The 12,795-nt window shown below is 57.6% G+C and carries 13 protein-coding genes; all 13 read left to right on the top strand.

What is annotated here, in order from left to right:
* The first annotated feature begins 4 nt into the window (after positions 1-4).
* The 13 genes from C4S72_RS14560 to C4S72_RS14500 all read left to right on the top strand — a co-directional run bounded on the left by C4S72_RS14560 (position 5) and on the right by C4S72_RS14500 (position 12,794).
* Positions 5-346 (top strand): non-heme iron oxygenase ferredoxin subunit, encoded by a 342-nt coding sequence (locus C4S72_RS14560; protein ID WP_104003906.1) that lies wholly within the window; start codon positions 5-7, stop codon positions 344-346.
* Between the two features lie 13 nt (positions 347-359).
* Complete coding sequence (locus tag C4S72_RS14555) at positions 360-1,706, top strand: aromatic ring-hydroxylating oxygenase subunit alpha (protein ID WP_104003905.1); 1,347 nt, start codon at positions 360-362, stop codon at positions 1,704-1,706.
* Between the two features lie 2 nt (positions 1,707-1,708).
* Positions 1,709-2,257, top strand: coding sequence for a 3-phenylpropionate/cinnamic acid dioxygenase subunit beta (locus tag C4S72_RS14550; protein ID WP_104003904.1), 549 nt, complete (start codon positions 1,709-1,711; stop codon positions 2,255-2,257).
* 7 nt (positions 2,258-2,264) lie between these two features.
* Complete coding sequence (hcaB, locus tag C4S72_RS14545) at positions 2,265-3,047, top strand: 3-(cis-5,6-dihydroxycyclohexa-1,3-dien-1-yl)propanoate dehydrogenase (protein ID WP_104003903.1); 783 nt, start codon at positions 2,265-2,267, stop codon at positions 3,045-3,047.
* A 24-nt stretch (positions 3,048-3,071) separates the two neighbouring features.
* Entirely contained in the window at positions 3,072-4,010 is a 939-nt protein-coding gene (locus tag C4S72_RS14540) for an NAD(P)H-dependent flavin oxidoreductase (RefSeq protein ID WP_104003902.1), read from the top strand.
* The gene (locus C4S72_RS14535) at positions 4,010-4,789 is read left to right on the top strand and encodes a 2-keto-4-pentenoate hydratase (RefSeq protein ID WP_104003901.1); all 780 of its coding nucleotides are present in this window, start codon (positions 4,010-4,012) and stop codon (positions 4,787-4,789) included. The genes C4S72_RS14540 and C4S72_RS14535 overlap by 1 nt, the downstream gene beginning before the upstream one ends.
* A 33-nt stretch (positions 4,790-4,822) precedes the next feature.
* Positions 4,823-6,652, top strand: a complete 1,830-nt coding sequence (locus C4S72_RS14530) for a feruloyl-CoA synthase (protein WP_104003900.1) — start codon at positions 4,823-4,825, stop codon at positions 6,650-6,652.
* A gap of 14 nt (positions 6,653-6,666) precedes the next feature.
* Positions 6,667-7,596, top strand: a complete 930-nt coding sequence (locus tag C4S72_RS14525; RefSeq protein WP_104004374.1) for an acetaldehyde dehydrogenase (acetylating) — start codon at positions 6,667-6,669, stop codon at positions 7,594-7,596.
* 24 nt (positions 7,597-7,620) lie between these two features.
* Positions 7,621-8,649, top strand: a complete 1,029-nt coding sequence (dmpG, locus tag C4S72_RS14520) for a 4-hydroxy-2-oxovalerate aldolase (protein WP_104003899.1) — start codon at positions 7,621-7,623, stop codon at positions 8,647-8,649.
* Positions 8,649-9,641 (top strand): 2Fe-2S iron-sulfur cluster-binding protein, encoded by a 993-nt coding sequence (locus C4S72_RS14515; protein ID WP_104003898.1) that lies wholly within the window; start codon positions 8,649-8,651, stop codon positions 9,639-9,641. Before dmpG ends, C4S72_RS14515 begins: the two co-directional genes overlap by 1 nt.
* 250 nt (positions 9,642-9,891) lie before the next feature.
* Positions 9,892-10,920, top strand: coding sequence for a TRAP transporter substrate-binding protein (locus C4S72_RS14510; RefSeq protein WP_104003897.1), 1,029 nt, complete (start codon positions 9,892-9,894; stop codon positions 10,918-10,920).
* A 98-nt stretch (positions 10,921-11,018) separates the two neighbouring features.
* Entirely contained in the window at positions 11,019-11,495 is a 477-nt protein-coding gene (locus tag C4S72_RS14505; protein ID WP_104003896.1) for a TRAP transporter small permease, read from the top strand.
* Between the two features lie 18 nt (positions 11,496-11,513).
* Complete coding sequence (locus C4S72_RS14500) at positions 11,514-12,794, top strand: TRAP transporter large permease (RefSeq protein ID WP_104003895.1); 1,281 nt, start codon at positions 11,514-11,516, stop codon at positions 12,792-12,794.
* The last annotated feature ends 1 nt before the right edge of the window (position 12,795 follow it).

The following is a 12,795-nucleotide window of genomic DNA, read 5'->3' as shown; positions in this document are numbered from 1 at the left end:
CGAGATGGATAAGGTATTTCTCTGCAAGGTATCTGACCTGGCGGAAAACGAAGTTAAGAAAATCGATAACAGCGAGCACGGTGATATCGCGGTTTACAACCTCGGTGGTCAGTACTACGCAACGGCGGATCTGTGCACCCACGCAACGGCATCACTGGCGGAAGGCGATGTGGAAGATGATCTGATTGTCTGCCCGGTGCATTGGGGCCAGTTCCATATTCCCACCGGCAAGGCGATGGGTTTCCCCTGTGAAATCGATCTGCGCACCTACCCGGTTGAGGTGGAAGGCGATGAAATCTACGCCCTCGTCGAAGCGGCGGATGCGGCTCTGATTGCCAAAGGTTAGAGGATAGAGACTGATGAGCAACATAATAAAAACCGTAGACGTTACGGATAGCCTGGAAAATCTGAGCGAATTCTGTGATATCGAGAACGGCCGTATCTCCGGCAAGATCTTCTCTGATAAGGCGATTTACGAGCAGGAGCTGGAGAAAATCTTCGCCCGCTGCTGGCTGTTTGTCGCCCACGAATCACAGATTCCGAAGACCGGTGACTACATCACCACCACCATGGGTGAAGACGAAGTGATCGTCGTGCGCCAGAAAGATGGTGGCATCAAGGTTTTCCTTAACGCCTGCCCGCACCGTGGCAACAAGGTCTGCTTCGCCGAGTCCGGCAGCACCCGTGGCTTTATCTGCAACTACCACGGCTGGTCATTTAACACCGCCGGTAACCTGGTGGGTCAGCATGAGTCCGGCATCTATGAAGCCAGCGACTTCGACAAGTCCAAATGGGGTCTGAAGGAAGTTGCCCAGGTCGATTCCTGGAAGGGGCTGGTGTTCGCCACCTTCGATCCGGAAGCACCGACCCTGAAAGAGTACCTCGGTCCGATGACCTGGTACCTGGATGCGCTGTTCGACAACCAGGAAGGCGGCACCGAGTTTGCCGGTGGCTGCATCCGCTCTACCTATGAATGTAACTGGAAGATCGCGGCGGAGAACTTCGTCGGCGATATCCTGCACGCCGGCTGGACCCACGACTCCGCAGCCCGTGCCATGCTCGGCGGTGCGGTGGCCAAGGTCAGCGATTTTGAAGAGTCCTACTCCGTTAACTGGAACGGCCACGGCTACGAATTTGCCCTGGATACCGTCGGTAACGTGGCGGTACTCGGTGAGAGTGCGCTGAACAAGTATGTCCATACCATCAAGCCGTCTGTGGCAGAGCGTCTGGGCGAGTTCCGCTCCAACATGGTCGCGTCGGTGTCCTCCTGCACCATCTTCCCGAACTTCTCCTTCCTGGCGGGGCAGAACACCATCCGTGTCTGGCAGCCGCGCGGTCCGAACAAGATCGAGCTGTTCAGCTGGGTGCTGGTCAACAAGAGCGCTCCGGACGATATCAAAGAGAAGTGGCGCAAGGGCGCAATGATGACCTTCTCGCCCACCGGCGTGTTCGAGATGGACGATGGCGAGAACTGGGAATACTGCACCAAGACCTCCAAGGGCAAGGTGACCGGTGCTCAGGATCTCTATATCGGCCTGGGCATGAACACCCTTGAGCGACAGACCGATCTGCCGGGCAACGTCTACAAGGGCCAGCTGAACGAAGCGAACGCCCGTGCCTACTACCAGCACTGGTACGACCATCTGAATGCGAAGAGCTGGTCGGAGATCCCGGATCGTAACGTTGGCAAGGCGGAGGTTGAATAATCATGGCAAACCAGACTGAGACTCAGGTTGAGCTGCGCCCGGTATCCATGGAGCAGCACCACAAGGTGTCCTGTTTCCTGGCTCGCGAGTACCGCCTGCTGGATGAGGAAAAGTTCGACGAATGGCTGGCGCTGATGCACGAGGATGTCCACTACTGGATGCCGGGCATCGAAAACCGTCGCCGTGAAAACCTGCTTGAGCACGGTTTCTACGCCAGCGATCACATGGCTTACTTCGACGACAAGCTGCGTGACCTGCAGCGCCGTGTGGCGCGCTTCCAGCAGCCTTCCGCCTGGGCGGAAAACCCGGGTACCCGTAATGTGCACCAGGTCTCCAATATCGAGGTGTACTACGGCGAAACCGACGGTGAATACCTGGTCCACTCGGTGTTTCAGAGCGTGCGTAGCCGCGGCATGGATGAAGAGTATGTCATCTACGGGCGCCGTACCGACGTGCTGGTAGAGGAGGGCGGCAGCTTCAAGCTGAAGAAACGCCTGATCCTGATCCCGAACGCGACCCTGAGCTGCAAAAACATCAACACCTTCCTGTGAGGGCGCTATGAAAACGCTAGAAAGCAAAGTTGCGCTCGTCTCGGGTGGTGCTGATGGCATCGGTCGCGCCGTGGTGGAGCGTTATATCGCTGAGGGCGCCAAGGTCGCGGTATTCGATATCAACGCCGAGAAGCTGGAATCGCTGAAAGCCGCCTACCCGGATGAGCTGATCGCGGTGCACGGTGATGTAACCCGTTACGAAGATAACGAGCGCGCAGTGGCCGAAGCGGTCGCTGCGTTCGGTAAGCTGGATATCTTTGTCGGCAATGCGGCGCTGTTCGACTACTTCGTACCGCTGCGCAAGATCGCGCCGGAACAGCTGGAAGAGAGCTTCGACAAGCTGTTCCACGTTAACGTGATGGGCTACATGAACGGTGTTCGTGCCGCGATGGCCGAGCTGAAAAAGAGTAAGGGAGCGGTGGTGCTCACCGTGTCCAACTCCGGCTTCTATCCCGGCGGTGGCGGTATTCTTTACGTGACCGCGAAACACGCAGTGGTCGGCCTGATCAAGCAGTTGGCCTACGAGATGGCGCCGGATGTCAGGGTGAACGGCGTATCTCCGGGAGCGACCGACACCGAGATGAAATCGGTGGAAGGAATCTCCGACCGGGCGCAGCCGCTGAACCATATCCAGGGCTTCCGCGATAATGCCGCTAATGCGGTGCCGCTGAAGCGGATCGCGTCGCCTGCTGATCACACAGCCTTCTATGTTGTTCTGGCCTCCAACGAGCAGTCACCGATGACCACCGGTTGCGTCATTCACAGTGACGGCGGTTGGGTCGCTAGATAAGAAATAAACCGGAGCATAACAATAATGAGTATTTTCGATACCACCCGACTGCCGCTGCTGGTGGCACCCATGTTTCTCGTATCGTCGCCGCAGCTGGCCATCGCTGCAGCACGTGCCGGGGTTGTTGGCAGCCTGCCTGCGGCCAATGCGCGCAGCGTTGAAACCCTGGATGAGTGGATGTCCGAGATCCACGCCGAGCTCAGCGGTGAAGGACTGCCCTGGCTGTTCAACATGATCGTGCACTCCACCTACGACCGCTTCGATCGTGAGATCGAACTGGTGCGCAAGTACCAGCCTTCCATCGTATCCACGGCGCTGGGTTCCCCGGCTCGGGTGATGGAGGTGGTGAAGGGCTACGGCGGCCAGGTTTACGCCGATGTCATCACCCCGGCCATGGCGAAAAAATCGATCGCCGCCGGTGTCGATGGCCTGATTCTGGTCACCCAGGGCGCCGGTGGCCATACCGGCCGTTATAACCCGCTGGCCTTTATCGCCGAAGTGCGTGAGTTCTGGGATGGGCCGCTGGGCATCGCTGGCTGCATCTCCCGCGGTGATGATATCGGCGGGATGCTGGCAGCAGGCGCTGACTTTGTGGTGTCCGGTACCCGCTTTATCGCGGCCGATGAGAGCTTCGCTGGCGACGAATACAAACAGATGCTGGTCGATTCCGCCATGGAAGGTGTGGTTGAAACCAAGGCGGTCAGCGGCGTGCTGGCTAACTGGATGACCGCAAGCCTTGAGAAGTGCGGCATCTCCCCGGACGACAAGGGCGACGACAAGGTGATCGACTTCTCCGGCGATATCTCCACCGCCAACAAGGCCTGGAAAGATGTCTGGTCCGCCGGCCAGGGTGTGGGCGTGACCAAAGAGGTGAAGAGCTGCCTCGACATCGTCGACGAGATGCACAAGGAGTTTGTCGAGTCCCTGCAGAGAGTCAACCAGCTGTCAGAAAGGTACCTCTAATGTCCAGTTCAGAGTTCAATGCTGTTGCGCAGCAGATAATTAAAGCTAGAACCGAAGCCTGCGCTATCGATCCCATCTCGGGTGCTTACCCCCACTTCGATATGGATGATGCATACGCTATTCAGAAGCTGGTCAATGCCGCGCGCGTTGATGACGGCGGTCGCGTGGTCGGCTACAAGATCGGCCTCACTTCCAAGGCGGTTCAGGAGCAGCTCGGCGTCGGTCAGCCCGACTACGGTGTGCTGTTCGCGGATATGGAGCTGCGCCAGGGCGAGGTACTTGATACCAGCGGCCTGATCGCACCCAAGGCCGAAGGTGAAATCGGCTTCGCATTCAAAAACGATATCGACCGTAGCGACCTCACGCTGATGGAGCTGCAGGCCGAGATCGACTTCTTTTTCCCGGTGATCGAGATCGTTGATTCCGTGGTGCGCGACTGGAAGATCGGCATCGTCGATACCATCGCGGATAACGCATCCTCCGCGCGTTACATGATCGGTACCAAAACCTTCAGCCCGCGCGGCGTCGACTTCGGCGAACTGCCGCTGACGATCAGTGCGCCTCAGGGCGAGATCAAGGGTGTCGGTCGGGCCTGTCTCGGTAATCCGCTGTACGCCACTCACTGGCTGGTGAAAAAGCTCATCGAGCTGGATGTGCCGGTCAAGCGCGGACAGATCGTGCTGTCTGGGGCCATGGCGCCGATGGTGCCGATTACGCCAAACAGTGAGATCGCTTTCGACTTCGAAGGACTCGAGCGTCTGGTACTCACTTCGCGCTGAGAAGCCCACAAGTACAAAAAGAAGGGTTAAGTTATGGGTGAAAATATCTACGCTTCGCTGCCGGCTACCCAAACGTCGGTAACCCAAGAGCCAGATGGTTCCTTCATTGTAGCGTCGCAAACCGAGCTCAAGCCGTATGAGCGTTGCGTCGGCGACTGGCTGGAGCGCTGGGCTGAAGAGCGTGGCGACCAGATCTTTATCGGCGAGCGCCAGGGAGAAGGCTGGCGCGCACTGGGCTATCGAGAGTTCCGCAACTCCGTGCATCGCGTGGCCCAGGGGCTGTTGAATTTGGGCCTGGCTGACCGTGGTCCGCTGGTGATCCTGTCCGGTAACTCGGTGGATCACGCGCTGATCATGATGGCGGCCATGCATATCGGCATTCCGGTGACCTCTGTCTCCGTGGCGTACTCTCTGGTGGCCAAAACCCACGAAAAGCTGACGTCGATCGTTGAGCGGCTGCGTCCCTGTGCGGTCTACGCCGATGATGCGCTGCAGTTCGCCGATGCGCTGGCTGCCTGCCAGGGCGTCGAGACATTTATCTCATCCCGCAATCACCTGGAGAGCGACGGTGTGCTGCCGTTTGAGCAGCTGCTCAATACGCCGTCCAGCGAGGCGGTAACCGAGCGCTTCAGCGCGCTGACGCCGGAAAGCCATGCCAAGTACATGCTGACCTCCGGCTCCACCGGCGTCCCCAAGGTGGTGGTCAATACCCAGCGCATGCTCTGCTCCAACCAGCAGATGGTGGCGCAGTATTACACCTTCCTCGAAACCGATACGCCGCGCGTGCTCGACTGGCTGCCGTGGAGCCACACCTTCGGTACCAACCATAACTTCAACCTGGTGCTGAGAAACGGCGGCACGCTGTATATCGATAACGGCAAGCCGGTACCGGGTCTGATCGAAGAGAGCGTGCGCAATCTCAAGGAGATCAAGCCGAACCTCTACTTCAACGTGCCCAAGGGCTTTGAAGTTCTGCTTGGTTACCTGCGTGAAGATGAAGCCTTCAGGCAGAGCTTCTTCTCCAGCGTCAACATGCTGTTCTACGCCGCTGCAGCGCTGCCCGGCCCGATCTGGGATGAGTTGAAGGAGATGTGCGCAGAGACCGGTAACGACGTGTTCTTCACTACCGAATGGGGCTCCACCGAGACCGCGCCGGCCAACACCAACGTTCATTGGCGCCTTGAGAAGGCTGGCAACATCGGTATCCCACTTCCCGGCGTGCAGATCCGCTTTGTGCCCAACGGCAGCAAGCTGGAGATGCGGATCAAGGGGCCGAACGTGTTCAGCGAGTATCTCAACGACCCCGAAACCACCGCGGCTTCCTTTGATGAGCTGGGCTTCTACCGCATCGGTGATGCCGGGCGTCTGGTGGATCCGGAAGATGCCTCCCGGGGCATCATCTTCGATGGTCGCGTATCGGAAGACTTCAAGCTCTGCACCGGTACCTGGGTCTGCGTCGCTACGATCCGCGCCAATGTGCACAAGTACCTGGGCGATCTGGTGGTCGATGCGGTCGTCACCGGCCACGACAAGGACTACCTGGGTCTGATGCTGGTGCCGGGTCCCGGTATGCGCAAGCTGGCCGGCGACAAGGACGGCACGCTGACCGGAAGCCAACTGATGGCGAATCCGGCGGTGCGCAGTGCACTTGAGAACGAACTGGTCGTGATGGCGAAGCAGGCAAGAGGCTCGGCACAGCGGGTTTGCCGTGCGCTGATCCTGGAGACACCGCCGTCCCTCGAGCAGGGTGAAGTTACCGATAAGAGCAACCTGAATCAGCGTCGGCTGCTAGAAACGCGCGCCGAATATGTGCAACGGCTCTATGACGCAGATGTGCATGAGAGCGTTATCAGCATCAATTAATGGGTGAGAACAATATGGCTAAGAAGCTTAATGCCGTGATCATCGGCCCCGGCAACATTGGCACTGATCTGCTGATGAAAATGCAACGCTCCGAGTGGATCGAGCCGGTCTGGATGGTGGGTATCGATCCTGAATCCGAAGGCCTCAAGCGTGCCCGTGAAATGGGTATCAAAACCTGTGCCGAAGGCGTCGATGGCATTTTGGACAAGGTGATCGAAGACGATATCCGTGTCGCGTTTGATGCCACATCCGCCTATGTCCATGCCGAAAACAGCCGCAAGCTGAACGAGCTGGGCGTGATCATGGTCGATCTGACGCCGGCCGCGATCGGCCCGTTCTGTGTACCGCCGGTCAACCTGACCGCGCACGCCAAGAACCTGGAGATGAACGTCAACATGGTGACCTGCGGTGGCCAGGCGACGATCCCGATGGTGGCAGCCGTTTCCCGCGTTCAGCCGGTCGAATACGGCGAGATCATCGCCACGGTTTCCTCCCGTTCCGTAGGCCCGGGTACCCGCCAGAACATCGACGAGTTCACCCGTACCACTGCCGGCGCAGTGGAGAAGGTGGGCGGCGCCAAGAAGGGTAAGGCGATCATCATCATCAACCCGGCCGAGCCGCCGCTGATCATGCGTGACACAGTGCACTGCCTGACCGAAGGCGAACCTAACCAGGATGCTATCACCGAGTCGGTTCACCAGATGGTAGCCGAGGTGCAGAAATACGTGCCGGGCTATCGCCTGGTTAACGGCCCGGTCTTCGACGGCAACCGCGTCTCCATGTTCATGGAAGTAGAGGGCCTGGGCGACTTCCTGCCGAAGTACGCCGGTAACCTGGACATCATGACCGCTGCGGGCCTGCGTACCGCTGAGATGTTCGCTGAAGAAGCGGCGAACGGTGCTATCAATCTGCCGGAACGTGAACTGCCGGCGGGCGCGAAATAAGCCTGGGACGGAGGAGAACAGACAATGAATCTGCAAGGTAAGAAAGTCCGTCTGCACGACATGAGCCTGCGTGACGGAATGCATGCGAAGCGCCATCAGATCAGCCTGCAAGAGATGGTGGATGTGGCCACGGCGATGGATGAAGCGGGAATGCCGCTGATCGAAGTCACCCACGGCGACGGCCTGGGCGGCTCGTCCGTCAACTACGGTTTCCCGGCACACTCCGATGAGGAGTACCTCGGCGCCGTGATCCCGAAGATGAAACAGGCCAAGATCTCGGCGCTGCTGCTGCCCGGTATCGGCACCGTCGATCACCTGAAAATGGCGAAGGAGCTGGGTGTCTCCACCATTCGTGTGGCGACCCACTGTACCGAGGCGGACGTCTCCCAGCAGCACATCACCATCGCCCGTGAAATGAACATGGACACCGTGGGCTTTCTGATGATGGCGCACATGGTGCCGGCCGAGAAAATCCTCGAGCAGGCCAAATTGATGGTCGGCTACGGCGCCAACTGCATCTACTGCACCGACTCCGCCGGTTACATGCTGCCGGATGAGGTAAGCACCAAGATCGGTCTGCTGCGTGCCGAGCTGCCGGAAAACGTCGAGATCGGCTTCCACGGCCACCACAACATGGCGATGGGTGTGGCCAACTCGCTGGCGGCTATTGAAGCCGGTGCGGCGCGTATCGATGGTTCCGTCGCTGGCCTGGGGGCGGGTGCCGGTAATACGCCGCTGGAGGTGCTGTGCGCGGTACTGGATCGCATGGGCTGCGAAACCGGTATCGATCTCTACAAGATCATGGATGTGGCGGAAGACCTGATCACGCCGATGATGGATCAGCCGATCCGTGTCGATCGTGACTCCCTGACCCTGGGTTACGCTGGTGTTTACTCCTCCTTCCTGTTGTTTGCTCAGCGTGCGGAGAAGAAGTACGGCATCTCGGCCCGTGACATTCTGGTAGAGCTGGGTCGTCGTGGCACCGTGGGTGGCCAGGAAGACATGATCGAAGATCTGGCCCTGACCATGGCGAAGCAGAAAGGGGTGGTCTGATGGCAGTTGAAGTCAGAGTCGAGCCCTCCGGCAAAAGCTTCAGTGTCGAAGAGGGGCAGAGTGTACTTGAGGCCGGCCTTAAGGCCGGCATCACCCTCAAGCACAGCTGTCGTGATGGCCAGTGCGGCGAATGCCGCACCACCATCGTCTCCGGCCGGGTGGCTTATGCCGATGAGGTGAAAGACAAACTGGTCGAAAGCGATCTTGAAGGTGTGACGGGTCTAATGTGTCAGGCCCGTCCAAGCAGCGATCTGGTGGTGGATGCTCCCGAAGTCACCGAACTGGAAGGGATCAGTATCCAGAAGTTCCCGGTCCGTGTGCTTGTCAAAGAGGTGCTGTCGGATGATGTGGTGGTGCTGCGTCTTGGCCCGGCGCCCGGTATCGAGTTCCGCTGTATGCCCGGTCAGTACATAGATCTGCAGATGAAGGATGGCAACAAGCGCAGCTATTCCGTGGGAGCCACCGATGACAGCGGCCAGATCGAGCTGCACATCCGCAAGATGCCGGGCGGTGTGGTCAGTGGCTTTATCTACGATGAGCTTAAGGCCAAGGCGATTCTTACCGCCGAAGGGCCGTTCGGGACCTTCTACATCCGCGAGGGTGAAACGCCGATCATTCTGACCGCCAGTGGCACCGGTTTTGCGCCGATCAAGGCGATTATCGAGCAGCTGGTGCGTGAAGATAACACCCGTCCGGTGGTGCTTTATTGGGGCGGTCGTCGTCTGGCCGATCTCTATTACCACCAGATGTGCCTGGATTGGGCGCGGGAGCTTTCCTGGCTGACCTATGTGCCGGTGCTGTCCGAAGAGGATGGTTCCTGGGATGGTCGGACCGGCTTTGTGCATCAGGCGGTGGTGGACGATATCCCCGATATGTCCGGTCACCAGGCCTATGTCTGCGGTGCGCCTATTGTGGTCAGCTCGGCGCGAACGGACTTCGTGGAGAAATGCGGTCTGGATCTGGCCAATTTCCATAGTGATGCCTTTCTTTAAACCTGCTTTTAAATAAGGCAAGGCAGCTTCCCGCATGGCTGAAAAGGATTTTTGCGGTGCGGGATAACGTTTTTGATAAAAACATTCATAAGTGTCTTTTATTGATGCTTATTCATGTTGTTATTTGGCCGTTTTTTTAGACATAAAGTAGTAATAAAAACGCGAAACATTGAGTTGAAAAAAAGATACATTACTGTATCTTTTTGATTGCAGTAAGCCTCTTTGAAAATAATAAATATGAGGGATAGACATGAAAAAATGTCGTAACCTAGCCGCGGCTCTATGCGCTTCAATTACACTCACCGTCGGTGGTAACGCACTGGCGGAAGATAGCCTGACGCTGAGATACAACCAGTGGTTCCCATCTTCCCACTGGTCCCAGGTTGATGGTCTGCTGGACTTCTTCCGGCAGGTCGAAACCGTTACCGAAGGACGTGTCAAAATCCAGCCCTCTGCCAAGCCTCTGGCACCGCCGAACCGCAACTACCAGGCGGTCACTAGCGGTATCGCGGATGTGGCCTGGGGACCGCACGGCTATACGCCGGGCGCTTTCCCGCTGACCGAAATGGTCGAGTTTCCTTTTGATACCGTCGACGCTGAAAAAAGCTCCATTGCGTACTGGCGTACCTTCAAACAGTACTTTGAGCCCACCGGCATGCAGAGCGACGTCGTTACCCTGGCGATGCACGTGACTTCAGGCGGCAACATCCATATGAAGGATGAGGCGGTAATCACTCCAGAGGACCTTAGCGGCAAGAAGATCCGTGTACAGACTCCGGTGGTGTCCAACGCTCTGCAGGAGCTGGGTGTATCGCCGATCTCCGGTTCCCTGGTGGAGCTGCGTGAATTCCTCTCCCGTGGCGTTATCGACGGCACTGCGCTCTCTGACGAGTTCGTGACCGGCTTCAAGATCGATAAGTATGTGGATCATGTGACCCGCATTCCGGGCGGTCTCTATTCCAACTCGGCGTTCATCATCATGAACAAAGACAAGTGGGATCAGATCAGCCCGGAAGACCAGGCCGCGATCCGGAAAATCTCCGGCGAGGTGCTGTCGGCACGCATGGGTAAGCTCTGGGACGAAAACGACCTGAAAGGGCGCGAGTTCCTCAAGGCCAAGCTGGGCGACGAGTATCGTGAAGCTTCTCCCGAACTGATGGATGCGCTGGCTAAGGCCTTTGCACCTCAGCGCGCCGAGTGGTTTAACGTCGCCAAGGAGAACGGCGTCGATGGTGAAACGGTGATGGAGTTCTACCGCAGCGAAATCGACTCCCTGTAGTAAACCCCAAGCAGTTGTGAAGCTCCCTGCGCCTCAGGGCAGGGAGCCCTTTTTACCCACTCACATTTTCCTCTGCGGATCTATAAAAGAGGCCGCCTATGCCTTTCTCTGTGCTAAAGCTTCTGGAGCGTCTCTGTTCCCACGTCGCCGTGCTGGCTGCGCTGCTGATGGCGCTGATCATCGTGGTCGATGTTATCGGGCGCAATATCTTCAACTTTTCTCTTGGCTTCTCTTATGAGGTGGTCTCTATTTCGCTGGCGGTGATGTTCTATTCCGGGCTTTATCACGTCCATAAAACACGCAGCCACGTGACGATTGACCTGCTGGATAAATATTTCTTCGGCGGTTTCGGGCGCTTTATTTTCTGGATGGTTTATCTGATCGAATGCACTTTCTTCACCGCGCTGGTGGTGACCGTATTCATGCAGTCTTACGAGTCTTACAAGTTCGGGGACGTGTTCCTGTTCCTGGGCGTTTACAAGTGGAAGGTGGTTCTCGGTATTGCGATTCTGGCGTTGATCGCCTGGATCAGCCTGTTAGTGGCTGCGCCGCAGCGACATCTGCGCGAAGAATAAGAGTGGTGGGTTAAAAAAATGATAATGCTGATCTCTTTTGTCGTCCTGTTTATGCTGCTGTTCCTGCGGGTGCCTATCGCTGTGGCGACCGGTGTGGTGGGTGTGTTTGGCCTGGCTTATTACCAGGGCTGGCCGGCGGCTTTCAGCCAGCTTGGAAGTATCGCCACCGATACGGTGCTGTCCTATGAATTCGCGGTGATTCCGCTGTTTATCCTGATGGGTAATATCGTTGCCAAGTCAGGCCTTGCCGATGAGCTTTACGCCGCAACCTATGCCCTGATCGGCCACCTGCGCGGTGGTCTGGCGATCACCACGGTTGGCGCCTGCGGTGGTTTCAGCACCTTCTGTGGTTCCAGCTTTGCCACTGCGGCGACCATGTCGAAGATCGCCTATCCGTCGATGATCCGTTATGGCTATTCGCAGAATGTGGCCACCGGGACCATCGCCGCCGGCGGTACCCTGGGGATACTGATTCCGCCCTCCATCGCGCTGGTGTTCTACGGTATTATCACCGAGACCGATATCGGTGAGCTGTTTATTGCCGGTATTATCCCGGGCTTGCTCGGTATCCTGATGTACTGCCTGACCATTATCGCGATCTCCTATGTGCGACCCGGATCCTGTCCCTCCGGTGAAAAGCAGTCCCTGTCAGAGCGATTTGCTGCGGTACGCCAGATCTGGGCGTTCACCATGCTGGTGGCTCTGGTGCTGGGCGGTATCTATTTCGGCCTGTTTTCTCCCACCGAGTCTGCGGCGGTCGGTGTTGTAGGAGCGATCCTGCTGACCGCGCTGCGTGGCCGTTTCGATCTGAAAAAGATCCATGAGGCGCTGCAGGACTCTGCCGCAACCAGCGTGTCACTGATCGCGATTCTGATTGGCTCGCTGATTTTCGCCAACCTGGTGAACGTCTCCAATTTCCCGTTCGTGATCGTGGACTGGATCGAAAGCCTGGGCTTCAGTCTGCTCGGCGTGCTGCTGGTGATCATTCTGATCTACCTGGTGCTTGGGGCGGTGCTGGAATCGATCTCCATGTTGCTGCTGACGGTACCTGTGTTCTACCCGGTGGTAAGCAGCATGGGGATGGATCTGGTCTGGTTCGGCATTGTGGTTGTTGTGGCTACCGAGATCAGTCTGATCACGCCGCCGGTGGGGCTCAATGTCTTCGTATTGAAGTCGGTGCTGCCGGATATCGACCTGAAAGTGATCTTCAAGGGTGTGTTCCCCTTTGTAATCTCAGACATGCTGCGGTTGGCGATTATCGTACTGTTTCCGTCGGTTTCCCTGGTGCTGGTCAGCTAAC

Origin of the sequence: Marinobacterium lutimaris (assembly GCF_900108065.1) — a bacterium.
In the GTDB taxonomy this organism is placed as follows: Bacteria; Pseudomonadota; Gammaproteobacteria; order Pseudomonadales; family Balneatricaceae; genus Marinobacterium_D; species Marinobacterium_D lutimaris.
Note: the sequence above shows the minus strand (reverse complement) of the source record. Positions and strands in the feature narration are given on the sequence as shown.

Bases quoted from the DNA above. Each gene is read 5' to 3' on its own strand.
- C4S72_RS14535 (WP_104003901.1), top strand. From the start codon at position 4,010: ATGTCCAGTTCAGAGTTCAATGCTGTTGCGCAGCAGATAATTAAAGCT.
- hcaB (WP_104003903.1), top strand. From the start codon at position 2,265: ATGAAAACGCTAGAAAGCAAAGTTGCGCTCGTCTCGGGTGGTGCTGAT.
- C4S72_RS14525 (WP_104004374.1), top strand. From the start codon at position 6,667: ATGGCTAAGAAGCTTAATGCCGTGATCATCGGCCCCGGCAACATTGGC.
- C4S72_RS14505 (WP_104003896.1), top strand. From the start codon at position 11,019: ATGCCTTTCTCTGTGCTAAAGCTTCTGGAGCGTCTCTGTTCCCACGTC.
- C4S72_RS14555 (WP_104003905.1), top strand. From the start codon at position 360: ATGAGCAACATAATAAAAACCGTAGACGTTACGGATAGCCTGGAAAAT.
- C4S72_RS14550 (WP_104003904.1), top strand. From the start codon at position 1,709: ATGGCAAACCAGACTGAGACTCAGGTTGAGCTGCGCCCGGTATCCATG.
- C4S72_RS14510 (WP_104003897.1), top strand. From the start codon at position 9,892: ATGAAAAAATGTCGTAACCTAGCCGCGGCTCTATGCGCTTCAATTACA.
- C4S72_RS14530 (WP_104003900.1), top strand. From the start codon at position 4,823: ATGGGTGAAAATATCTACGCTTCGCTGCCGGCTACCCAAACGTCGGTA.
- dmpG (WP_104003899.1), top strand. From the start codon at position 7,621: ATGAATCTGCAAGGTAAGAAAGTCCGTCTGCACGACATGAGCCTGCGT.
- C4S72_RS14540 (WP_104003902.1), top strand. From the start codon at position 3,072: ATGAGTATTTTCGATACCACCCGACTGCCGCTGCTGGTGGCACCCATG.
- C4S72_RS14500 (WP_104003895.1), top strand. From the start codon at position 11,514: ATGATAATGCTGATCTCTTTTGTCGTCCTGTTTATGCTGCTGTTCCTG.
- C4S72_RS14515 (WP_104003898.1), top strand. From the start codon at position 8,649: ATGGCAGTTGAAGTCAGAGTCGAGCCCTCCGGCAAAAGCTTCAGTGTC.
- C4S72_RS14560 (WP_104003906.1), top strand. From the start codon at position 5: ATGGATAAGGTATTTCTCTGCAAGGTATCTGACCTGGCGGAAAACGAA.